Source organism: Mucilaginibacter pocheonensis (assembly GCF_031456535.1).
Classification (GTDB): domain Bacteria; phylum Bacteroidota; class Bacteroidia; order Sphingobacteriales; family Sphingobacteriaceae; genus Mucilaginibacter; species Mucilaginibacter pocheonensis.
In genome coordinates this window covers 777,228-800,975 of sequence record NZ_JAVDUU010000001.1, presented here as the reverse complement: position 1 = coordinate 800,975, position 23,748 = coordinate 777,228, and the positions used below count along the sequence as shown (strand labels likewise).

Genomic DNA, 23,748 nt, shown 5'->3' with positions numbered 1-23,748 from the left:
ACAAATGCCATATGGATAAAGATAGTACCGGGCATTAGAGGGGTAGAACCGCTTAATGACCGCAGTATAAGACTGCGCTTTAATGCCTCCAAGCTCTTTAATCCCGCCGTACGGGAAATGGTATTTACCTTAGTATAGCTATCTATTATTAAATGTATAATTATTACCCTTAAATGTATAAGTGGGCGGCGATGGGATGATGGAACTTTGTGGTAACAAAAAAATAAAAATGATGAACACAACAGATCAACAATCGAAAATCGTCCTGGTAACCGGCGGTAGCCGGGGAATAGGAAAAAGCATTGCCCTGAATGCCGCAAAACGCGGACTTGGCGTAATCCTCACTTATAACAGTCAGCCCGAACAGGGACAAGCGGTGGCTGATGAGATCAAGGGTAACGGTGGTAAGGCGGTCGCGTTGCAACTCGACTCGGCGGATACGCAATCATTCAGCAATTTCGGCAAGCAGATCTTGCAAGTGCTTGGAACAGAATGGGGCCGGGAAAACTTCGACTATCTTGTAAACAATGCGGGGATAGCCCAGCGAACCCTGATTAAAGATACGACCGAGGAGCTTTTCGACCAACTGGTAAACGTTAACTTCAAAGGCGTATTCTTCCTGACGCAAAAGCTGCTGCCTTTAATCGCCGACGGCGGCCAGATCATCAATATCTCTTCTGGCCTCGCACGATTTGCATTTCCCGGCGTGGCCGTTTATGGTGCGCTAAAAGCTGCAACCGAAGGTCTAACCAGATACTTTGCAAAGGAATATGCTGACCGGAAGATTCGTGTGAACACTGTTGCGCCGGGTGCGATTGACACCGAGTTTGGTGGCGGAAAGGGTGATGAGGACCACAAACAACAGCTTGCATCAGCAATTGCCCTGGGTATCGAGATAGCCGGTGGAATAATGATATAATCAACTGTTAAGGACAGGCTTTAAACCTGTCCTTATTAAAACAAGCAATGAAACATGAAACAGTTAAAAAACAAAGTAGCCTTGATCACGGACGCTTCAAGAGGCATAGGAAAAGCCATAGCGCTGAGATTCGCCAAGCTCGGCGCAGATATTTTGGTCAATTACCATAGCGACAAAGCAGCAGCTGAAGATGTAGTTAGCCAGATAGAAAATTACGGTGTTAAAGCAGTTGCACTAAAAGCAGACATATCAAAAACCAATGAGATCAATGAAATGTTCGCTTCCGCCATGAGTGTGTTCGGCAAGATCGACATTGTCGTGGTAAACGCAGGTTTGGAACTCACTGGTGTACCGGTTACCGATTATAGCGAGGATCAATTCGACCGTTTATTCAACACGAATACCAAAGGCGCATTTTTTACCATGCAGGCAGCTGCAAGGCAGATCGCAGACAACGGCAGGATCATCTATATCAGTTTCAGCACCACGGGATTACCAAACCCCGGTTATGCCCTTCACGGCGGCAGCAAGATAGCCCCTTTATACCTGGTGCAGGTAATGGCTAAGGAACTCGGCAAAAAAGGCATCACCGTCAATGCCATACTTCCGACAGCGACGGAAGGAGCCGGAATTCATACCCGTGTGAAAGTAGATGCGCCGATCCGGCAGATGATACCAAACTTTTACCCGATGGGGCGTATGGGCACGCCTGAAGATGTTGCGAATGTGGCTGAATTCTTTGCCGGAGAACTGGCATCTTTCGTTAGCGGCCAGCAACTGCTGGTTAGTGGCGGCGCATCGGCATGATCATAATTTCATATTTAACAGAATAAGTACCAGCTATGTTTACTAAATTTGAATCAGGGTTAGACACCGGTCGCATGGAGTATATAGATATCAAATCAATTGCTGAACTGCACGGTTTTTTTCATTACGATAAACCGTTGCACCCGCTTATCTCCATCATAGACCTGGCCAGGGTTGACCGCTCACAGAGAAAACCGGGAGCGTCCTACCGGCTTGACCTGTACTCCATTGCCTGTAAAAAGATCGAAGGTATCTTCAAATACGGCCGGACCAGTTACGATTTTGCAGAGGGTTCATTAATGTTTACAGCCCCTAACCAGGTGCTCACCCCGGGAATCGAAAACAAGGTAGAGGGCTGGGCCATTTATGTACATCCTGATTTTTTAAATGCGACCAGCAGAGGTCGCAAGCTATCCGAGTACTCATTCTTCGGTTATGACGCTAATGAGTGCCTGCATATTTCAGACGCTGAAAAGAACGTCCTGGAAGATTGTTTGCGTAACGTCGGTAAAGAGATCGGAAATAACCTCGACAAACATTCGCATAATCTGATCCTGACAAACCTTGAATTGCTTTTGTCTTACTGTTCACGGTTTTACGACCGGCAGTTTTTGACAAGGGTAAAAGCAGGAAATGATATTGTTGAAAAATTTGAAAGACTTTTGAATGATCATTTTGCCCAGAACTCGCTGATTGACACGGGTGTTCCGGATGTAAAGTATTTCGCTTCGCAGTTAAATTTATCAGCCAATTACCTTTCCGACCTGTTAAGCAGATACACCGGCAAGTCTACCCAGGAGCATATCCATTTGAAATTAATTGATAAAGCAAAGCATTTGTTATGGAGTACAGAAAGGTCGATCAGCGAGATCGCTTATGAACTCGGCTTTGAGCACCCCTCGCATTTCACCAAGATTTTTAAAAACAAGGTCGGACAGTCTCCGAAAGAATTCAGGAACCTGAATTGAGGACGGCAACGTCGGCCATAAAGCAAAAACCATGAAAAAATTAAATATTTCTTATCCAACAAAAGCAATTTGCCTGATGATGCTGTTCCTGTCGTTCCTGTTTTCCATTCCGGTAAAAGCGCAGGATACAGCGCACGTCCGCAATGTGGTACTGGTTCACGGTGCTTTTGCAGACGGGTCAGGCTGGCAGCCGGTTTATGAGTTGCTCACTAAAAAAGGTTATAAGGTAAGCGTGACACAACATACTCTTACTTCTTTTGACGGGGATGTATCGGCTGTAAAGCGGATAATTGATCAGCAGGATGGACCTTGCATCCTGGTTGGCCATAGCTACGGAGGAGCCGTTATCACTGCAGCCGGCAATGACCCCAAAGTGGCCGGCTTAGTATATATCGCTGCGCATGCCCCTGATGATGGGGAGTCGGAGGCAAATAACGGTAAGATGCATCCTTCCGCTTACAGGTCGCTGATCAAGGGCTCAGACGGCTGGGATTATATCGATCCGAAATTTTTCGCAGCTGACTTTTCAGCGGATCTACCAGCTTCAAAAGCTGATTTTATGGCTAACTCGCAACCGCCAACAGCAGATTCCGTATTTCATGCCATTATCAGCAATCCCGCCTGGAAAACGAAGCCAAGCTGGTATATGGTAGCTAAGTCAGACCTGATCATCAATCCGGAACTGGAAAGGATGTATGCAAAACGTGCAAAAAGCCATGTTGTAGAAATAGAAGGAGCCAGCCATTCCATCTACATCTCGCATGCTAAAGAAGTAGCTCAGCTGATTATTGCAGCAGCTACAGATACAAAACAAATAACTTCATAAAAACGGATCGGCATCGAGAGTGTATTAGCTGAAGGTCATTTTATCCGACGCCGAACATTTAGTAGCAGGGGGCGTACGTGAAAATGATACTGACCCTTCGCCGGGCGATTAGCAGCTGGCTATTTTCGGCGCTACCGGACTTTAAGGAAGATCATAAAGGTTAAGCGTGAAACTTGAGCTTGTCAACCGGAAACATAATCACGTATAATCAATACACAATAATAACGGTTCTGGACTCTCCTCTCCCTAACCTGGGTGTATCGCAAAAATAAGGTTCGAGCCTATCGTCGGCGCATCCCGGTGACAGCGACGATATTTCTCTTTACTGCCACAAAAACACATAGCAACTCTATTTGGCTCAGGGTTTTTGTATATGTAGGAAGTAGTTTTAACCTGGTTGGTAAATCATTACATTTAAGCTTTTCGCAGTAATATTCAATCAAGCCTTTAACACCATGTGATCTTTCGTTAATATAATATCCATTTTCCCTCCTGAAAGTTTGATTAAATAAGTATGGGGTAAGCTCATCTTTTATAAAAGCATGAAGTGTTATCCCTTTTTTGCAAATAACCTCTTCTTCCGGAGGCACTTTAATGCAACATCTACCGGTATCATCGTATACATGCCAATCAATATTTACGGGCAATTTGCCGCCTGTTTCAAAAACCCAGGGAAACACGGATGGATACTGATCAGTCGAATGTATTTCTAACTGATAAGTATCTAAGATTTCTCCGTTAATGTCCTCGGCGGCAATATCGGGAAGCGTTCTTTGGGTGTAATTCGTCCCGGCGGAAAGTTCGTGTCTATTACCGGCTGGAATGAGGAACAGGCCAACGGAGTCTTGAATATTGATTTCGTCATGGAAGCAGACCGCGCTCAATTAAATGAGATCGTGAAACGATTCCGGGATGGACGTTTAAAAACGAATACCGGTAACATTGTTACGCTTGAGGAGGCGGTGGCCGCATATAACTCGCCCGGTCGGGCTAAGGGTAAGACGATTGTCCGGGTTCGCCCGTAAACCAGGTCTCAATTTATATTTATCAGTGTAATCTAAATTTCCGTGACGAAAAAAGACGATTTCGATCTTGATGTGTTTCGTATCAGTCCTGACATAAATCAGAAATTAGGGTTTCACCCGGTGTAAAATCCAATACCCTTTATAGCATTAGTTTTACCAAAGGTAAAGCTAATGCTATCTTAAGTTTTTCAAATACCGTTCAAAAGTCCGCAACCACTAAAAATCCTGCGGGTTATGAACTCTGTTGCAAAAGAACTTCTTGACAAAGAAGCCATCAGGTTATCTGAGAAGTTGGAGTTGTTCAAATCTGAAGTTCCAGTGATGTTTCTTATTAGCCGGCATCAGGAATGGCGTGTAAAGGAAATTTTTGAAAGTTTGGTGGATGAAAGTACCAAAACAAACTTATGCAGGAATGAAATGATGCGAACGCTTATTCATATACTTATTCTTTTCTCCAGCTCTTGATAACCATCGATACCAATCCGTATAATGGCAATGTAATATGAATTTACCCATAGGAATAAGACAAATGATATATGCTCGCTTACGATAACCCGGATTTTGATCAATACCTATCAGAATCATGCAAAGGAAAAAAGCCTCAGGTTAAAAGATTTGAGGCTTTTTATTTATATTCGATGGTGGAGACTACAGAGATGTTCGTCCGACATTATAAACATCGGACAGCGTTGGTAAAAACACTTTAATAATGATCTTAAAAAAAAACAAATTCTATTTGCTTACTCTATTAGCCATAATGATAAAATCAGGTGGTAATTCATTAGCGGCAGATGCGACTATCTTGCCTGTAACAGTTGGTATTTCTAAAAAAACTGATGTTTACGTTGCAGGTTACTCAAATAATGATAAATACAATTATGTCGCTACCTATTGGAAAAACGGAAAGCCAGTATATCTTACGAACGGGAAGCATCAAGGAAAAGCGACCGGCATAGTTGTTATCGGAAATGACGTATATGTATCGGGTGAAGTGAATAACGAAAGACATAGTATTGCCACTTATTGGAAGAATGGAATAGCAGTAAGTCTAACTGATGGAAATAATACAGCTTCAGCTACGGGTATAGCTGTTTTTGGTAAAGATATTTATGTGTCAGGCTATGAGGCCGGCAAGAATGCATCATATGTTGCAATGTACTGGAAAAATGGAGTGCCAATTCGTTTGAGTGATGGAAGCCACCATGAGCCAACAACAGCAATTGCTGTTTCAGGTAACGATGTCTATGTAGCAGGTTTTCAACAAGACACGCAAAATTTACGCTCCAATATAGCTAAATATTGGAGAAATGGTAAAGCGGTGTTGCTTGCTCCAGTCGACAAAGAAGCAACGGCAAGTGGCATTGCTGTAGTAGATAATAATGTTTATGTGGCAGGTCAGCAGACTGGAAAATTCAGTTTTATGGTTAAATATTGGAAAAATGGGAAAGAGATCAACCTTAGTGACATAGCGGGAACAGGCGCCTGCTCACGTGCTATTGCTGTAATGGGCAATGATGTATATGTAACAGGAGCCAAAAAAGGAAGTGACTATAACCTGGTTCCTACATATTGGAAAAACGGAAAAGAGATAATACTTAGTTCGGAGACGCGTAAACGAAATGGTTACGCCGAAGCGATCACTGTCTCAGGTGGCAACGTTTATATTGCAGGTGAAGAAAATAATGGTCATTGCGATGTAGCGAAATATTGAAAAAATGGCAATGCTATCTATCTTGGTGACGGTAAGCATAATTCAGCGGCTTATGCGATTGCTGTTGTTCGAAGTCCATTAACTAAAAAGCCTGGAGTTACCGACTTGAGGCTTATCGTCTGAATGTGAGTTCCAAAGAGAATCGAACCTAATAAGTACTCGTTAAAATCGTTAACTTATCAGCGAAATGATTCAAGTTTAATCCGATTGGGGCTCATGTCACTTGAGCCACACCTGACAATTTTTGAATTATTTGCTTAAGACATTAAGCCTCACCAAGGGTTTTACGGAAGAGCAGACGTACATATTGAAAATTGGCTGTAGCGCATTGCTGGCTGCTCCAACCGCCTCTTAACGAACCCTAAATTGGTTATAAAATCGGACGATAAGAGATTCATCAACTCACATTTCCGGTATTATGCCTACCAGCCTTTTGGTTCAGCGATCCTTGCTGGTCTTTGTTTTGCAATCGAGTGGCAGCAATGTCGAATTAGCTTGGGCTATCATAAAACAAGGCCAGATCTCCACAACTTTTGCACAAGTTTCTTTCACATATATTTTAATGCCTAATTCAAATAAATTTGTAGAACCAATTCAATAAGCCATGAAAGCAAACGTTATTAAACGGTTTCCACTAAGCATATGCATATTGGGGATGTTATCTTTCCAAAGTTGTAAAAAGGACGCTCTACAGTCTAATACATCCGACAAAAACGAGTTGAGTTATGCCAATGCTATCGTAAGTTCATCAACGACATCTTACATGGTGAGCACAGTAGTTGGAGGCAATACCAGTAGCGGCTTGGCAGTTTTGCCATATCCTTTTTATATATGCAGTGAGGTTAGCGGGTCAATGTTTGTTACTTTGCCTTTCAGCAACGTAATCTACAAAGTCAGTCCACAGGGAATCTATAGAAAATACTTAAATTATAACAGTCCTTCCGGTATCAAGGCCGGGGCGAACGGAAGTCTTTATTTTATCAGCCGGTTTTTGAGTAACGATGGCCATATTGATACCAATGCGATCGTAAAAGTAGACCGAAACAAAAAGATCACCGTTTTGAAGGTTAACGAAAAACTTACCCAAATTCTTGATCTAGCCATAGCACCTGACAGCAGCATTTACATTCCTGATTATCAAAATCAACGGATTATTAAACTCACAAAACAAGGGGTTACCAGCATACTGGCAGGGAAAAAGGGTGTCAGTGGCTATGCAGACGGACAAGGGGAAAACGCACATTTCACTTATCCAACTTATGTTAAATTTGGAGAAGACGGTAACCTTTGGGTTGTAGATGGCGCAGGTAGCGATGTAGGACAAAGCATCCGGAAAGTTAGCCAGGCCGGCCTAGTAACCACTTTGTATAGATTGAAACCTGATTATAAGAATCTTCATTACATAGTAGCTTTTGCCGTAACCAAACGGGACAAAGACTTTAATCTTTCCCCACATGAAAATGTCATTTTCTTTGTCAGGTCTTTTAGTAACGGAAATAAAGTGGTGTCAAACCAATTGTTCCATCTTTCGTATAATAAAGTTCTAACACCTATAACCGGAAACATATCTGAGAATGATCCTTTGAAGGATGGACCTGCGGCAATGGCCAGCTTCAATACTCCTACAGGGATAACCGTAAATCCGAATGGTATATTCGTAGCAGACCAAGTCCATTCAGCCATTCGGAAAATAGCGAGGCAGTAAGATAGGAACAGAATTGATTTTGATTCTGTCAACTTCAGACGTCATTACTATTTATCAATTATTTATAAAAAATGATGATCCCAGGTCTCATCATTTTCTTGCAAGCTTTCATTTGATCAACTTCTTTTCCGAAAAAAAAATTAGTTCTAAAGTTTAAAAAAGGAGGTTTATGATCACCTACGGGTAATTTTCTATCACCGTTAAAAAATATATTTTTAATCTAAACATTTTCACATGGAAACAACTACTTCATTTATGGAATCTATCCTTTCTTCTACAGGTAGATTGATAAGGGCGATAATTTCCTTTATTTTCTTATTACTCGCAATCGCCTTATCTACAAAACTAATTATCTCTTCTATGCTAACCAGAGGTGATTTATCAGTTGATATGAATAAAGATGGACGCATAGTTTATAAGTGCAGCCCTTTTAGTAAAGCTGACGATAAAGTATATTCTTCATTTTGTTACCTAGTAACGAATGTTGGTATAATACAGGCATAGAAAAACTTGCCAAAAACAGCATCAGTAAAGCGTAGAGCGCATAGGTTCTGAACCCTAACTCTCCGCCAAAAGGTGAAAATGAAAAAAATGCGTTATTCGTATCGCTCAAGTTCAAAAATCATCAAAAAACGCCTCAGTGAAGCGGAAACGCATATGGTTCAGAACCCTAGCTATCCGCCTCAAGGTAAAACGATGGAAACAGGGTAATTCGTAGAGAAGATTCGAAAAAAATAGCCAAAACAGCGCCATTAAAGCGTAGAGACACATGGTTCTGAACTCGTGAACCGCACCCATTAGAAGAACTATATTACTAAATGTCGAACAAGCTGTTAGTGTTTATCTCTGCATTTCTTTAACAATGACACGACCTTAAACTGCACATCATCAATTATCCTCCAATCAGGCTTAATGTAAATATCTGTAGTTCTTGTGCTATGATCAATGTGATTTAGTGCAAATGCAACATCGTCCTTTGAAAACCGGCATTCATTCCGAGCTATACTACCAAATGAATGACGAGCACAATACGCCGTCAATGATGAAATATCTATTGCCTCACCGATTTCCTTCAACCCCTTATTCAGTGCTTTATTAAAGTTACTGGAATCCGCATATCTCTCGCGGAGTCGGTTTATATATTTGAACAGTAGCGGAGATGCCTCTGGAATTAAATTTATGCTTATAAACGCGCTATCCTTCCTTCGGCTTCTGGTTTTAGATCTATTATAATTAACCCTTTTATTCGAGATGGACGATTGGCTAAGGTCATAAATATCTTTAGCGTTCATGCCGCACATATAGAATGACAGAAGAAAAATCTCCTTTGCTAATTCTGCACGTGAACCTGGATTACATTTAAACCCGATGATTTTAACTATTTGTTTGACAGTTAACGCTCTTTTGGCCGTCATCGGAGCCTCAATTACTTTATGCTTTTTAAAGGGATAGCGCTTGATGCTGATCAAGCCCAGATCTTCATCGTTAAACCTGTCCCTTGCAGCGTTGAAAAGGGTTCTCAGGTCACGCATGTGATTATGGAGACCAGAATCAGAAAGCCCCTTGCTAACATAATAAACATCTTTGCCGAATTGATTTTTACGTTTGAACCTTCTTTCCTTTCTTAGGTACCTTTCATAGTCGGGCAACATTATCGAATTTATTCTTTCTATCTCCACCTTTTGACTTCCGAAATAATCACACAAGCTATTTATAACTGTTAATATCGGATACGCAGTCCCATTCCTGCCTTGCTCTTTTAGTTCGCTCACATATTGCCTTGCAAAAGCGATAATATCAATTACGGCGTTTTCATCGGGTTGAACTAAACGATTTGCCAATTGCTTTACGTCCAAATGCATCAGCATACAATCCAACTCCAGCAACCTCATTCGGTATTTTGCGATTTCGGTGGAAATCACGGAAAGCAAAAACCTATCTTTTATCGTAAAGTCTTTTTTAAGCTGCTTTTCCCCAGCAAAATGGTTTGTGTTAATGTAAGTAACTTTTCGATTGTGAGTCAATCGAAACTTAATGTTGTAAGTACCGTCTTCTTTTTTGTGGTGTTTGAGTACCACTTCCTTGATTGTAGCCATCCTGACGAAATCCGTTGTAAAACATTTGTAAAACATTTTCGTCAAGTTGGGCAGTTTTTCGTGTTAAACACAGCGCATCAGCTTTCAACTGACGAATTTTATTTTTATCGAAAAACCGCCCTTAGGGCATAAAAAAAGCCCTTTTACTGCTGTAAAAAGGCTTTTTAGAAATGGGTAAATGATGGGGCTCGAACCCACGACCCTCGGTACCACAAACCGATGCTCTAACCAACTGAGCTACATCTACCGTTTGGAGAGTGCAAAAATAGAAATCTTATGCCTATTTGCAAACTCTTTTTAAAATTACATTTGGCTTACGTGTTTAATTTAGAACGATTTTAATTAATCGCTAAATTTGTTGTCTATGGCTGAGCAATTAATTGAACTGAACGTTACAGGAATGCATTGTAATAATTGCGCCCTATCTGTACATAAACTGCTCGAAAAAAAAGGTTTACATAATATTTTGGTTGATTTTGCCAGCGAAGAGGTGAAGTTTTCAACCAGCGACAATACAAAACTCCCCAAAGTAATAAAAGGAATAGAAAACTTGGGATTTAAAGTTGTTGATGATATTTCGCAACATCCTCCTCTATTTTATGAAAAGGTGGAGAATAAATTTATCTTCTGCGCCCTGTTTACCGCCCCGCTCCTGCTGCACATGATATTACCCTGGCATTTTTTGCATCAGCCTGTGGTGCAATTGCTGCTATGCCTGCCGGTATTTATGGTTGGCTGTTTACACTTTGGCAAGAGCGCCTGGGGTTCGGTTAAAAGCGGCGTGCCTAATATGGACGTATTGATATTTATTGGGTCAACATCGGCATTTATTTACAGCTTGGTTGGCACCATTCAAAATTTAGGCGAACAATATCAGTTTTATGAAACCTGCGCCACCATCATTACACTTGTGTTGTTGGGTAACCTGTTTGAGAAACGTTCAGTTACCCAAACTACGTCGGCGGTAAAAGACCTGATCAAATTTCAGCAGGTTAACGCCAACAGGGTTATCAACGGGGGGATTGAAGTGATCAGCGCTAAAGATGTGCGCCCGGGCGATACCCTACTGGTTAACCAGGGCGATAAAATACCTGTTGATGGCGAAATACTGTCAGGCAGCGCATCGGTTGATGAAGCTATGCTGACAGGCGAAAGTTTACCTGTTGAAAAAGAAAAATATGATACCGTTATCGGCGGCACTTTGCTGCTCAACGGTAATATACACATGCTGGCTACCAAAGTAGGCTCCAATACCGTCCTGTCACAAATCATTGACCTGATGAAAAAAGCCCAGGCCGCCAAACCCCCTATACAAAAACTGGGCGACAAAGTTGCTGCCGTATTTGTACCTGCTGTACTCGGGATAGCCTTGCTTACCTTTATCATAACTTACTATGCTGGTCATGTCGGTTTACAGCATTCGCTTATGAATGCCATAGCGGTGCTGGTAATATCATGCCCGTGCGCTATGGGATTAGCCACACCTACCGCGGTAATGGTTGGTTTAGGTCGTGCAGCCAAAAACGGTATATTGATCAAAGGCGGTGATACAATTGAAGCCGTGGCGAATACCAAATATGTTGTGTTTGACAAAACAGGCACCTTAACTACAGGCAAGTTCCGCATTAATGAAATCAGGGCCGAAGCGGGTGTTGATATGGAGCTGATACGGGGTGTCATTATCGCTATAGAAGAAAGATCAAACCACCCGATAGCGCGATCGTTGGTTAATGGCCTTAAAAACTTACCGAAAAAAAATTTAGTGTTAAAGGTTGCCCGTGAAGAGAAAGGCCTGGGCATGCGTGCCGAAGATGTAGAGGGCAATAATTATTTCCTGGGAACGGCCAGGCTCCACAAAGACGACCATTTTAACCTCGCACTTTATAAAAATCAGAAGCTATTGGCACAAATAGCTATTGACGATGAGATAAAACCCGAAACAACAGCGCTTATAGCCCAACTTAAAAAATTGGGTATAAAACCGGTATTGTTAAGCGGCGATAAAAAAGACCGTTGTATAAAAGTTGCCGCTGCGATAGGTATTAAAGATATACATGCCGAAAAGCTGCCCGACGAAAAGCTGAAAGTTATTGACATCTACAGACAAAAAGGCAAAACCATTATGATAGGCGATGGCATAAACGATGCCCCCGCCCTTACCAGGGCCGATGTAGGCGTATCAATGAATGATGCCAGCCACGTGGCCATACAGTCGGCCGGGGTGGTGCTGTTAAATACCGACCTGCATTCAGTCATTCAGTTTTTACAGATTAGTAAACACACCTTGCTCACTATTAAACAAAATCTTTTTTGGGCCTTTGCCTACAATATTATAGCTATACCCGTAGCAGCATTAGGTTTGTTAAATCCCATGATCGGCGCCTTTACCATGGCTTTTTCTGATGTAGTGGTAATTGGTAATTCGTTAAGGTTGAAGGTGAAGAAGATTACCCCTCCTGCTCCATAAAGCGCGCGTTTTTGATTAATATATTAATAAAAAAGTTCACTTGCCCTTTAGAGGGCCGGGGGGCTTACTATATTTGCATCATGATCGAAATTTTTACAGACGGGGCATCAAGCGGAAATCCGGGACCGGGGGGATATGGAGTAATCTTGCGCTCAGGCAAGCATTATAAAGAACTGTCTGAGGGTTTCCGCAAAACCACCAACAACCGCATGGAGCTCATGGCTGTAATTAAAGGCCTCGAGGCAATAAAAACGCCCAACCAGCAGGTTATGATATTTTCTGATTCTAAATATGTGATAGATGCCATTGAAAAACGCTGGGTAAATGGCTGGCTGCAAAAAGGTTTTGCAGGTAAAAAGAACAAGGATCTTTGGCTGCGTTATCTTGATATCAGTAAACAGCACCAGATCAAATTCACCTGGGTACGCGGTCACAACGGGCACCCAGAAAATGAGCGTTGCGACGAGCTGGCTGTAGCTGCCGGTAAACAAAAGGGATTATTAATAGATTCTGTTTTTGAGGTGGAGAACGCAAAAGCCGGATTATTGTAAGTAATCTTCAAGATAAAAAATTTCATTACTATAAGGTACGAATGCTCCCGCTAAATCTCCTCGGTATAAGAGGAGATTTTGCTTTAGCCCGCCCTACCGGAGAGGGATGCGACTTCTTTTACCACGAATTCAAGCGTTCCCTTCACTCTCCCGCCACCAGGCAGCGTTCACCTAAAAGCATGGCAATACAATGCTCATAATTATCCGGCATTTGTATTTGCTCCACCTCTTTCATATAGCTTTGTTTAATCTCTTTACGTCTGCGGGCTTCAATAAACCTCCTTACCTGTTCGCGGTTTTCCAGTATAAGGCCGGGCACCTTTACCGGTTTGTTATTGTCATCTTTGGCAACCATGGTAAAGTAACTGGTATTGGTATGCAATACCGAATTGTTCTTGATATTTTCTGATACTACCCTGATACCTACCACCAATGATGTTTTACCTACATAATTAACCGACGCCATCAATGACACCAGTTCGCCCACCTCAACGGGGTGCAAAAAATCAACGGTATCAATTGAGGCGGTTACGCAATAATTACCCGCGTGTTTAGCAGCACACACGTAGGCCACTTTATCCATAAGCGACAGCAGGATGCCCCCATGTATCTTTCCTCCAAAATTGGAGTATGAAGGTATCATCAGTTCAGTAATAGTGGTTTGTGAAAAACCAACCGTTTTATAATCGGCTTGATCGGTGAGGGCTGTCATGTGATATATATTTTGTTACAAGTTTAAGCATCAACAGGTAATAATTGCAACAATTGTATTACATACAGTTAATCTGTTAAACTTAATTAAACCTTTGTGGTCTATTGCCTAAGTTAAACCTAAGCTATGACCAGACACCTACTACTTACTTTTATTTGCTTCACTTTTTTTACTCAAGCTTTTGCACAGCAAAGCCGCGAGGTTAACGGCTGGGTGGTTGACAGCATAGGCTCGGTACCGGGCATCAATGTAAAGTTAACATCTGAAAAAGATAGTATTGTTGTTGCCACCAGCACTACAGGCACATTCAATTTTCCGGTTGTAGTATCAAAAAGCTTTAAAATAACCATAAGCGGTATAGGTTACCAAACGCTTGTGCGCCGTTATACTATAGACGATGATACCCGGCCTGTAAAGCTTGATCCTATTAAAATAAAGATCCAAACCAACTTTTTAAAAACGGTTACCATTGTTGCAGCCGCCAATCCCATCACCATAAAAGAAGATACTGTTGAATACAAGGCAAGCGCTTATAAGGTTCGGGAAGGATCACCGGTGGAAGACCTGCTTAAAAAGCTGCCCGGTGTAACGGTTGATAAAGATGGCAATGTTACTGCCCATGGCAAACAGGTAAGCAAGGTGAGGGTAAACGGTAAGGATTATTTTACCGGTGACGTACAAACCGCCACGCAAAATTTGCCTGCCGATATTGTTGAGAATATCCAGGTGATTGATGACTATGGCGACCAGGCCAATTTAACCGGTGTAAAAACCGGCGACCCCGATAAAGTATTGAACATTACCATACAAAAGGGAAAAAGCAGGGGCAACTTTGGCCAGGGCAGCGTTGGTGCCGGCAATGACGACCGTTATCAGGCACGCCTGTCGGCCAATACTTTTTTGGATGCGCGCCAGATAGCTCTTATCGGCACGTTAAACAATAACAACACCAACTCATTTAATCTTGGAGGCGGTGGCGGCGGGGGCGGTCGCGCGGGTCGAGGGGGCGGCGGAGGAGGGTCGCAGGTAAGTACGGCAAACGGCATTACCACCAACCGCTCCGTGGGCACCAATTACCGCGACGACTGGAGCAAAAAGATGACTGTTTATGGCAGTTACAGTTTTGCTGATAAAGACAGGGATCAAAACACAACTACGGTACAGCAAAACCTTTTCCAATCGGGCACACTGATAAATACAGATGACAGCAAAGACCATAACCACGGCATAAACCACCGGTTTGATTTTAATATGGAGTATAAGATGGATACTACCAATTATTTAAAAATAAACCCCAGCTTTTCGTACAATACATCAAACGACATAAGTACCGATGTTTTTAGCAACACCCGGAATGGCACCCTGGTTACCGGTAATGAGCTGGCCCTAACCAATGCCAACTCTCAAAGCGGCGGCATCAATGTACTATACAATCATAAATTCCATAAAAAGGGACGTAATTTTAGCGTAAGCGCCGGCCTCAATCTCTCCAAAGGCGATCAAAGCCTTCATGATGAATATACCACTAAACAGGATTCTGTTGTTACGCCGCTTTTTCAGCAGATAAACTCCAACAACAGTTCGCAACGGGTAAATTTCCGTTTATCATACATGGAGCCAATTGGCAAAACAACCTACCTGGAGGCCAATTACAGCTACAACTACTCCAACACCGATAATAACCGTTATAATTACCGGCTTGACCCTGTTACCGGCGCCCAAACTTACGTCGACTCGTTAAGTACTGTTTATAACAGCCAGTTTATCACTAACCGCTTTGGCCTAAACTTAAGGGGCATTGGCCAAAAATATAATTATACGATAGGCATGGCCGTGCAACCGTCAACACTCAACGGCCAATCGCACAATCAGCGCTTTAATACCAATACCATGAATTATATACCTACAGCAAGGTTTATATACAATTTTTCGCGCAATCATTCTTTCACGGTTAATTATAGCGGCTCAAACAGCCAGCCGTCATTTACGCAGTTGCAGGTACAGCCCGATTATTCAAACCCGCAAAACCGGATTTATGGTAACCCGGATCTTAAGCCTTCATTCACTAATAATTTGAACCTGCGTTATAACCAGTTTGATATTGCCAGCGGCAATTCGCTGTTTACCAATTTATCATTCTCCGAAACACAGAATGCCATCGTCACCAATACCTCGCCGGTTGTCAATCCCACCTCAACGGCGGGCGGTGGCACCAATCAGCACAATACTACCATCCAGGAAACACGCTATCTGAATACCAATGGCCTTTACAATATAAATGGTAACTACTCCTTTTCAAAACCTTTTGCCGAACGCAAATACACCGTATCATTGAACGGGGGTGCCGGTTATAGTAATAATGTATCATATATTGAAGACCAGCGTAATACCGGCAAAAACTGGGTGTTGAACCAGGGCATCAGGATAAGGGCAGATATTGACAGCATTATGGATACTGAAATAAGCGGCAATTATAGTATCAACACCACGCGTTACAGTCTTCCCTCGTCATTAAACACCAACGCTAGCACCTGGACATTAGGCTTAGATGGGCGCAACTACTTCTTTTACAGCTGGGTGCTGGGCTATAACTTATCACAAACCATCAATCATGGGTTTAGCAGCACGGTAAAGGCTAACCCTACCCTGCTGAGCACTTATCTTGAATACCAGTTCCTGAAAAAACATATTGCCTCTTTGCGTTTCCAGGCGTTTGACCTTTTTGATGAAAACAAAGGTGTAAGCCGTACCATTGCCGGTAACCAGATCATTGATACCCGCACCAACCGGTTGGGCAGGTATTTTATGCTTTCGTTTACCCTGCGCCTTCAAAAATTTTCGGGCAGCAGGCCCGGCGGGGGTGGCGGTGGCAATAGAAGGAATGGCGTTGGCGGCGGCAGAAGAGGCGGCGGCAGGGGCTGATTTAAACGGGACGATGTTTTGACATTATGTAAAAGCTGTTTTATATTTACCCAAATTAATTTCTGTTGAAAAGTATTACCTTATTAATTGTCGCCCTGTTTTATTTAAATGCCGGCTTTGCTCAGGAAACCACCATACATAAGCACAGGCTTAACAACCAGATAATTGAAAAAATATCGGTATTAAAAAGCAATAAAGGTATTCGCCAGGGCTTGTACCAGGCCGTGACCGATAAAAATATAGCTGTAGCCAGCGGCAATTTCTTAAACGACAAAAAAACGGGTGTATGGCATTTTTATGACCGGCATGGGCACCTGCTTCAAAACTATGATTATACCAACAAAGCATTGTTATTTGAAGCTGTTGAGGACACCACTTCAAACCTGCGGTACTTTGTTGATAAGCTTTTAACCGATACCGACCACACCACTAAACCCGTTAAGGCTGGCGGCAGGTATTTTGGATATCTGCCCTATGTAAACGCCTTTAAACTGCCCGCAAACCTGATGGACATTAGCAGGATAGTATCCTACGCGGTTGTTGAGTTGCTGGTGAGCCCGGGCGGTCGCCTGGCTGATTTTAAGGTACATATATTCAGCGGCAATTATGAAAAAGTGTTTAACATGAATACGGATATGCCGAACGAAGAGGATAAAGTGTTTATACCTGCTACCCTTAACGGAGAACCCATTGGCTGCCGTATCATGATCAAATGCAATATTGATTATGATGGCGGACTGGAACTGCTTTAAAGGAGATAACGATACAGTAGTTAACGGGAAATAAAAACAGCCCCTTCAACTAAAATTAATACTCACCACCTGCCTGCCAGTTCAATAACCTGCAGGTCCTGAATTTTATCACCATCAATATTAAAACGCATGAGGGTACGTACCTTATGCCAGCCCTGCTGGCCGGCGGCACCCGGATTAAGATGCAGGCAACCAATGGCCTTATCGGGCATTACTTTTAATATGTGCGAATGCCCGGAAATGAACAGCTTTGGCGGATTTAAATAGATCTCCTTTTTTACCGCGGGACTGTATTTACCCGGATAACCACCAATATGGGTCATCCACACATCAATTCCTTCACAATTAAAACGCAGGTTTTCCGGGTAAACCTGCCTCACGTCTTTACCATCAATATTGCCATATACTCCTTTTAACGGCTTAAAAGCAGCCAGTTTATCGGCCAGCTCCAGGGTACCGAAATCGCCGGCATGCCAAATTTCATCGCAATTTTCAAAATGCTTAAAAACTGCGTCGTCAAGGTAACTATGCGTATCAGATATAAGGCCTATGCGGGTCATGGGGGTAAATATAGAGACAAGAAACATTAGTCGGGAAACAAGGGCGCAGAAAAATTGATCAAAAAATTGTCAGGAACTCTTTTAATATTTCCTGATATCCCTTGCTGTAAACCTTTAGCCCGTCATAAATTACTAAGCGCTCCTCATCTGCCCCATCTGCACCAAAACCAAAAGCCAATATTTCCCTGTGGGGTTCATCGTCTTTAAAAGAGCAAATGCTTATCGTTTTTTGCAGATAGAGCCGATGTTGTACTGCTAAATTTTTAACCATTGCGGCGGTACCCACTGGCAATATCAGCCAGCAAACACCATCAGTAGCAAGGTGATCAGATATGCCCAGCATCAATTCGTCAAAAAAACGAGCACCTGCGTGTTTGGCTAAATTTTTCTTTACCCCTGGCGATTGTAGCGAATTAATATAGAATGGCGGATTGGAAACGATGAGATCATATTTCCTTTCGGGATAAGCATCAAAAAATGCCTCAAAACCCGATGGATGCAAAGTGAGCCTATCGGCAAATGGCGAGTTCTTAAAATTGCTTGCGGCAGTTGTAGCGGTGCTTTCATCAATCTCACAGGCATCAATATGGGCATTGGCAAAACGCTGGGCCAGCATCAGGGCAATTACGCCGGTACCTGTGCCAATGTCTAATATGGATAATGGTTTATCTGCAGCGGTTAGCGCACCCAACAAAACGCCATCTGTATTGATCTTCATGGCGCAGCCGGCCTGGTCAACGCTGAATTGTTTAAAGCGAAAAATATTCGCCATCGCTATTTTTCATAAAGCTCCAGCGGCAAACCGTCCGGATCGGCAAAAAAAGTAAAGCGTTTGCCGGTAAACTCATCAATGCGGACAGGTTCAATGACTATTCCAAATGCTTTGATGTGGGATATTGCCTCATCAATATCATCAACCTCAAAAGCTAAATGACGCAACCCGGCAGCTTCGGGGCGCGACGGGCGGGCCGGCGGCTCCGGAAATGAAAAAAGCTCGATCTGGTATTGGTTGCCCACTTCCAGATCAAGCTTGTATGATTGCCGCTCTTCACGATAAGCTTCCAATAATATTTTAAAATCCAGTATCTCACTATAAAAATGCTTCGACTTCTGATAGTCAGAACAAATGATAGCTATATGATGGATCTTGTTCAGCTTCAGCATTATTCACCTAAAATAGTGTGCAGCACATTGCTGTGAACCATCTTCAAATCGGTAACATGTCCAAATAACTCCTGATCTACATTCAGGAAACCATTGTTAACGGTACCCAGCAAGCTAAATTCAACCTCACTGGTAGCCATAAATTCAATAAAGCGTTCCTGCTCTTCGGGGGCTACAGTTACTATTACCCTACCCTGCGCCTCACCAAAAAGGAAAGCGTCTTTACGGATAGTGTCGTCTGTTTCAATATCAAAGCCCAGTCCGTTTGGCATAGCTGCCTCTAACAGTGCAATGTACAAACCGCCATCGGCCACGTCATGCGCCGATTCTATGACGCGGTGCTTGATAAGCCCTTTTATGGTTTGCTGCATATCATATTCCTTATCAATATCAAAATAAGGAGCCGGCGCCTTTAAAATTTTATGCCAGGAGGCCAGGTATTGCGACGACGCGATATCATTTACCGATTCGCCAATTAAATATATGGAATCGCCGGGCTGTTTAAAGTCGGCGGTCATGATATTATCTACATTATCCATTACCCCAAGCATACCAATGGTTGGCGTAGGGAATACTGAACCACCATCTGCCGACTGGTTATAAAAACTTACGTTACCACCTGTAACCGGGGTTTCAAACTTACGGCAGGCATCGCCCATACCTTTTATGGCACTTACAAACTGCCAGTAAACCTCAGGATTATAAGGGTTGCCAAAGTTTAAGCAATTGGTTATGGCCACAGGTTCGCCACCGGCGCAGGTGATGTTACGTGCTGCTTCGGCAACGGCAATAGCCGTACCTTTATATGGATCGGCATAAACGTAGCGTGAGTTACAGTCTGTTGTTAATACAATTGCTTTATCAGTATCCTTAACCGCAACAACCGCCGCATCGCAAGCCAGGTTGGCGGTCATGGTTTGTACGCCCACCATGCTGTCATACTGGTCGGTTACCCAGCGTTTTGAAGCCAGGTTAGGGTGTGCTGCCAAATGTTCGGCAACTTCAACCAGGTTAGCCGGTTCAGGTACATCGTTTATATTGAATTTCTGATTTTCGGCATAATAAGCAGGTTCGCGGTATTCGCGCTGATAAACAGGCGCACCGCCACCTAATACCAGATCATCAGCAGGCACATCGGCTACTTTTTCGCCGTGCATGTAATATTCTAAACGTTGGGTATCGGTAACTTCGCCAATGATGGCACAGTTCAGGTCCCATTTATCAAAAACAGCCTCTACTTCTTTTTCACGTCCCTTGTATACCACAATAAGCATACGCTCCTGCGATTCGGAAAGTAAAATTTCGTAAGGCTTCATATTTGGCTGCCGGGTTGGCACTTTATCCAGATCAATACGCATACCATGCTCGCCCTTTGCCGACATTTCGGAGTTGGAGCAGATGATACCGGCAGCGCCCATATCCTGCATGCCTACTACAGCGCCGGTCTTTATTACTTCTAAAGTAGCCTCAAGCAGCAGCTTTTCCTGGAACGGGTCGCCTACCTGTACGGCCGGCAAATCGTTAACAGAATCGGCGGTGATATCTTTTGACGCGAATGCCGCGCCGTGAATGCCATCCTTACCGGTTGCAGAACCAACGATATATACCGGATTGCCCACGCCGTATGAGGTTGCCGAAACGGTTTCGCCCGCTTTAACAATACCCGCCGACATAGCGTTAACCAGGGGGTTTACATTATAACAATCGTCAAAAAACAATTCGCCGCCTACCGTTGGAATACCAAAGGCATTACCATAATGGCTAATGCCTTTTACCACACCTTTAACAAGCCATTTGGTTTTATCAAGGGTAAGATCGCCAAAACGCAGCGAGTTGAGCTGAGCAATGGGCCTGGCTCCCATGGTGAATATATCGCGGTTAATACCACCTACACCTGTTGCAGCACCTTGGTAAGGCTCCAATGCCGACGGATGGTTATGTGATTCTATTTTAAAAGCACAGCCAATGCCATCGCCCAGATCAACAAGGCCGGCATTTTCTTCACCTGCTTTTGCCAGCATGCGCGGACTATCCTTAGGTAAAGTTTTAAGCCAGGTGATAGAGTTTTTATATGAGCAGTGCTCGCTCCACATTACGGCGAAAATAGAAAGTTCGGTAAAATTGGGTACTCGCCCTAATATTTCTTTAATACGTTCAAATTCTTCGGGTAATAAGCCTAAATCTTTGGCGGTTTCAACGGTGGTTAATTCCAGGTGCTCCAATGTACTATTGTTTTATTTGAAAGGATGCGCAAAATTAAGAAAAAAGGGTGAAAGGAGAAAGGTAAAAGGCGAAAGGTTTTGGGCGGGTAAGTGAGCACAGGTGCGCTATGTTGAAAGTTACTTCTATCGCGGTTCCGCTGTCCGAAGTCTCTGACTTCGGGCCATTATGAAGATAGTCTTCAGACTACCGGATTTTCAATGTAGTTGCAAACTACAGGTCGCTATCTGAAGTTCCGCTGTCCGAAGTCTTTGACTTCGAACAGCGCGCAGCGGCACTTTGAACAGCGGGGATTTAAGGTTAAGTAAGCATATACTGCCGAGAAACATTTTGAAGCCGTTATCCTCGTGCCTTTTGTCCCCAATTCCCTAATTTTGCTGCATGAACCCCATCCACCTCATCAGAACCAACAGTGATAACCCCGATTTTAGAACCCTGATCAGTGAACTTGATGCTGACCTGCGCCGCCGCAACGGCGAAATGATGGACATTTATGATCAGCATAACATAATTGAAAAAATTGACACCGTTGTTATAGCTTATTTAGACAATAAACCTGCAGGCTGTGGATGTTTTAAACTGTACGATACCGAAGCCGTGGAAATTAAAAGAATGTTTGTTAGGCCGGAAGCGCGGGGAAATAACATCAGCAAGATGATATTGAACGAGCTGGAAGACTGGGCGCGCAGTTTAGGATTTAAGCATACCGTGTTAGAAACCGGTGCTAAACAAGTAGAGGCATTGGGCTTATATCCAAAAGCCGGCTATAAGCCTATCCCTAAATACGGACCATATGTTGATCTGCCGGATAGCATCTGTTTCAAAAAAGCATTATGACACTTTATAACATATTCTATATTATAAACAGGGCAAGCGAAAAATAATCCGCTTGCCCTTGTGGTTATGTAACGATTTCTGTTTCCCCCTTTGAAGCGCTATAAAACCACGTTATCTTGATCATATAAATACCTCTGCCTTGTTATTCGCTTAACTGAAAATTAATTGGAATTTCATATTTAACACGTACCGGTTGCCCGTTTTGAACGCCGGGCCTCCAGGCTTTGGCCAGTTTGAGCACACGCAAGGCCTCCTCATCAAACCCATATCCTGCGCCGCGTTCAACCACTATGTTTGATAAATGACCGTCTTTTTCAACAATAAAGCTCAGAAAAACCTTACCCGAAACACCCTGCTCCTGCGCAACTGCCGGGAACCTTAAGTTTTTTTGCAGGAATTTGGCCCAGGCAGCCGCACCGCCAATTGGTTCGGGCATTACTTCGAGTAATTCTCCGGGAGAATACACTTTATTGTCAGTCTGGGCAACGCCAGGGCCATCACCCTTATCAGCCTTGTCGCCCAAAACATTGCCGGGCTTATCTACACCTTTGCTGTCAACATTACTTATTGTGCTTTTCAATAATTCAGCGGTGGTGTGGGGTTGTACCGGCGGGTCGGCAGGCACAACAACAGGCGGCAAATTCTGAACCGTTTTCAATGCAGGCGCTGGCTTTGGCGGAGCGGCCGGTTTAGCCGGCGCGACTTTTGGTTTCTCAATTAGCTTTTCTGTTTTGATGTGCTTCATATCGATTATCGGCACGTCAATTATCCGCAGGGCTGGTGTGGGCTTTGGCTTAAAAATAATGCTTGCCGCAACCAATACGGCCACACCCGCAAAGGTGAACCCCATGGCTTTTACCATGTTACGGCTATAATGCCGTCTTAAATCATAAGCACCGTACGCTTTGTTACGATGGTCAAATACAAGGTCGAGCCACTCGGCGTTGTACAAATCAAATTTGGCAACATTCATATTTATCAGAATTAAATTTCTTATAAAACGAATATACATATATAATATTTTATAAAACAACATTTATTTTAAAATAAATTTCATCAAAATTTCATCATTTTGCGGTTTTTCATATAAATGATTATTTCAGATGAAATAAATCCAAAAAGATTATTTTTTTTTAACATTTACTGTGATTTACGAGGATTTAAAGCACAATTACCTGCATATTTATCATTCAAACATATAAAAAGTTAAAATATTTATAAAAAACATGTATTTATTTTAATTTTTTATTACTTTTAAACATGATTAACAGGCTTTACCAATTTACTGCCTTTATTTTTCTCCTTTTTTCGGGCTTTTCGACGTCCGCAAGGGGAGTTAACTTCCATTTTAATCATAAAGACCAAAAAAAAGCAGCAATAAGAGCAGCAAATCCAAATCATAAGCCTTTTAATTACGAGTATAGCATTGATAATATACCCGTACAGATAATTAATATTCAGCAACAACATCGCGGAACGCATTCACTGCACGCTTTTTACCACGAT

Annotated in this window: 21 protein-coding genes and 1 tRNA gene; 12 read left to right on the top strand and 10 right to left on the bottom strand. The window is 42.8% G+C overall.

All coding sequences use genetic code 11. The features are described 5' to 3' along the window. Positions 1-181: 181 nt before the first annotated feature. The 4 genes from J2W55_RS03380 to J2W55_RS03365 are packed head-to-tail and all read left to right on the top strand — an operon-like array spanning position 182 to position 3,520. The gene (locus J2W55_RS03380; RefSeq protein WP_310091981.1) at positions 182-919 is read left to right on the top strand and encodes an SDR family NAD(P)-dependent oxidoreductase; all 738 of its coding nucleotides are present in this window, start codon (positions 182-184) and stop codon (positions 917-919) included. A gap of 54 nt (positions 920-973) precedes the next feature. Next, on the top strand, positions 974-1,726 hold the full coding sequence (locus J2W55_RS03375; RefSeq protein ID WP_310091979.1) for an SDR family NAD(P)-dependent oxidoreductase: 753 nt from the start codon (positions 974-976) through the stop codon (positions 1,724-1,726). Positions 1,727-1,761: 35 nt separating this feature from the next. Then, the gene (locus J2W55_RS03370; protein WP_310091976.1) at positions 1,762-2,694 is read left to right on the top strand and encodes a helix-turn-helix domain-containing protein; all 933 of its coding nucleotides are present in this window, start codon (positions 1,762-1,764) and stop codon (positions 2,692-2,694) included. 31 nt (positions 2,695-2,725) lie between these two features. Then, positions 2,726-3,520, top strand: coding sequence for an alpha/beta hydrolase (locus J2W55_RS03365; protein WP_310091974.1), 795 nt, complete (start codon positions 2,726-2,728; stop codon positions 3,518-3,520). 246 nt (positions 3,521-3,766) lie between these two features. Here the strand turns inward: J2W55_RS03365 and J2W55_RS25725 are convergent, their stop codons facing one another. Then, on the bottom strand, positions 3,767-3,862 hold the full coding sequence (locus J2W55_RS25725) for an SEC-C metal-binding domain-containing protein (protein ID WP_374726353.1): 96 nt from the start codon (positions 3,860-3,862) through the stop codon (positions 3,767-3,769). 431 nt (positions 3,863-4,293) lie between these two features. On the opposite strand from J2W55_RS25725, the gene J2W55_RS25720 reads away from it, so the two are divergent. The 3 genes from J2W55_RS25720 (at position 4,294) to J2W55_RS03350 (ending at position 7,961) form a co-directional block, all read left to right on the top strand. After that, positions 4,294-4,545 (top strand): MDR/zinc-dependent alcohol dehydrogenase-like family protein, encoded by a 252-nt coding sequence (locus J2W55_RS25720; protein ID WP_374726352.1) that lies wholly within the window; start codon positions 4,294-4,296, stop codon positions 4,543-4,545. A gap of 709 nt (positions 4,546-5,254) precedes the next feature. After that, entirely contained in the window at positions 5,255-6,256 is a 1,002-nt protein-coding gene (locus J2W55_RS03355) for a hypothetical protein (RefSeq protein ID WP_310091971.1), read from the top strand. 604 nt (positions 6,257-6,860) lie between these two features. After that, a complete protein-coding gene (locus tag J2W55_RS03350; protein ID WP_310091969.1) occupies positions 6,861-7,961 on the top strand; it encodes an NHL repeat-containing protein in 1,101 nt (366 codons plus the stop codon). 230 nt (positions 7,962-8,191) lie between these two features. On the opposite strand, the gene J2W55_RS03345 is transcribed toward J2W55_RS03350, so the two are convergent. From J2W55_RS03345 to J2W55_RS03335, 3 genes are all read right to left on the bottom strand, one after another. Next, on the bottom strand, positions 8,192-8,371 hold the full coding sequence (locus tag J2W55_RS03345; RefSeq protein WP_310091966.1) for a hypothetical protein: 180 nt from the start codon (positions 8,369-8,371) through the stop codon (positions 8,192-8,194). A gap of 423 nt (positions 8,372-8,794) precedes the next feature. Continuing rightward, positions 8,795-10,057 (bottom strand): phage integrase SAM-like domain-containing protein, encoded by a 1,263-nt coding sequence (locus J2W55_RS03340; protein ID WP_310091964.1) that lies wholly within the window; start codon positions 10,055-10,057, stop codon positions 8,795-8,797. 173 nt (positions 10,058-10,230) lie between these two features. Next, positions 10,231-10,304 (bottom strand) — tRNA-His (locus J2W55_RS03335). Positions 10,305-10,421: 117 nt separating this feature from the next. Between J2W55_RS03335 and J2W55_RS03330 the strand changes: the two genes are divergently transcribed. Then, complete coding sequence (locus J2W55_RS03330) at positions 10,422-12,524, top strand: heavy metal translocating P-type ATPase (protein WP_310091962.1); 2,103 nt, start codon at positions 10,422-10,424, stop codon at positions 12,522-12,524. Positions 12,525-12,604: 80 nt separating this feature from the next. Continuing rightward, entirely contained in the window at positions 12,605-13,075 is a 471-nt protein-coding gene (rnhA, locus tag J2W55_RS03325) for a ribonuclease HI (RefSeq protein WP_310091958.1), read from the top strand. 142 nt (positions 13,076-13,217) lie between these two features. Here the strand turns inward: rnhA and J2W55_RS03320 are convergent, their stop codons facing one another. Further along, positions 13,218-13,787: an acyl-CoA thioesterase gene (locus J2W55_RS03320; RefSeq protein WP_310091956.1), complete on the bottom strand. Its 570-nt coding sequence runs from the start codon at positions 13,785-13,787 to the stop codon at positions 13,218-13,220. A gap of 126 nt (positions 13,788-13,913) precedes the next feature. Between J2W55_RS03320 and J2W55_RS03315 the strand changes: the two genes are divergently transcribed. After that, a complete protein-coding gene (locus tag J2W55_RS03315; protein ID WP_310091955.1) occupies positions 13,914-16,709 on the top strand; it encodes a TonB-dependent receptor in 2,796 nt (931 codons plus the stop codon). Between the two features lie 65 nt (positions 16,710-16,774). Next, complete coding sequence (locus J2W55_RS03310; protein WP_310091954.1) at positions 16,775-17,461, top strand: hypothetical protein; 687 nt, start codon at positions 16,775-16,777, stop codon at positions 17,459-17,461. A gap of 62 nt (positions 17,462-17,523) precedes the next feature. Here the strand turns inward: J2W55_RS03310 and J2W55_RS03305 are convergent, their stop codons facing one another. From J2W55_RS03305 to purL, 4 genes are read right to left on the bottom strand one after another with little or no spacing between them, the layout of a single operon-like run. Beyond that, positions 17,524-18,021, bottom strand: a complete 498-nt coding sequence (locus tag J2W55_RS03305; RefSeq protein ID WP_310091952.1) for a metallophosphoesterase family protein — start codon at positions 18,019-18,021, stop codon at positions 17,524-17,526. A gap of 58 nt (positions 18,022-18,079) precedes the next feature. Next, the gene (locus J2W55_RS03300; RefSeq protein ID WP_310091950.1) at positions 18,080-18,793 is read right to left on the bottom strand and encodes a tRNA1(Val) (adenine(37)-N6)-methyltransferase; all 714 of its coding nucleotides are present in this window, start codon (positions 18,791-18,793) and stop codon (positions 18,080-18,082) included. 2 nt (positions 18,794-18,795) lie between these two features. Continuing rightward, on the bottom strand, positions 18,796-19,185 hold the full coding sequence (gloA2, locus tag J2W55_RS03295) for an SMU1112c/YaeR family gloxylase I-like metalloprotein (RefSeq protein ID WP_310091946.1): 390 nt from the start codon (positions 19,183-19,185) through the stop codon (positions 18,796-18,798). Beyond that, a complete protein-coding gene (gene purL / locus J2W55_RS03290; protein ID WP_310091944.1) occupies positions 19,185-21,407 on the bottom strand; it encodes a phosphoribosylformylglycinamidine synthase subunit PurL in 2,223 nt (740 codons plus the stop codon). Before purL ends, gloA2 begins: the two co-directional genes overlap by 1 nt. Before the next feature lie 379 nt (positions 21,408-21,786). Between purL and J2W55_RS03285 the strand changes: the two genes are divergently transcribed. Further along, positions 21,787-22,242 carry a GNAT family N-acetyltransferase gene (locus J2W55_RS03285; RefSeq protein WP_310091942.1) on the top strand — a complete coding sequence of 152 codons (456 nt, stop codon included), beginning with the start codon at positions 21,787-21,789 and terminating at the stop codon, positions 22,240-22,242. Between the two features lie 142 nt (positions 22,243-22,384). On the opposite strand, the gene J2W55_RS03280 is transcribed toward J2W55_RS03285, so the two are convergent. Continuing rightward, a complete protein-coding gene (locus J2W55_RS03280; RefSeq protein WP_310091941.1) occupies positions 22,385-23,215 on the bottom strand; it encodes an energy transducer TonB in 831 nt (276 codons plus the stop codon). Positions 23,216-23,748: the final 533 nt, after the last annotated feature.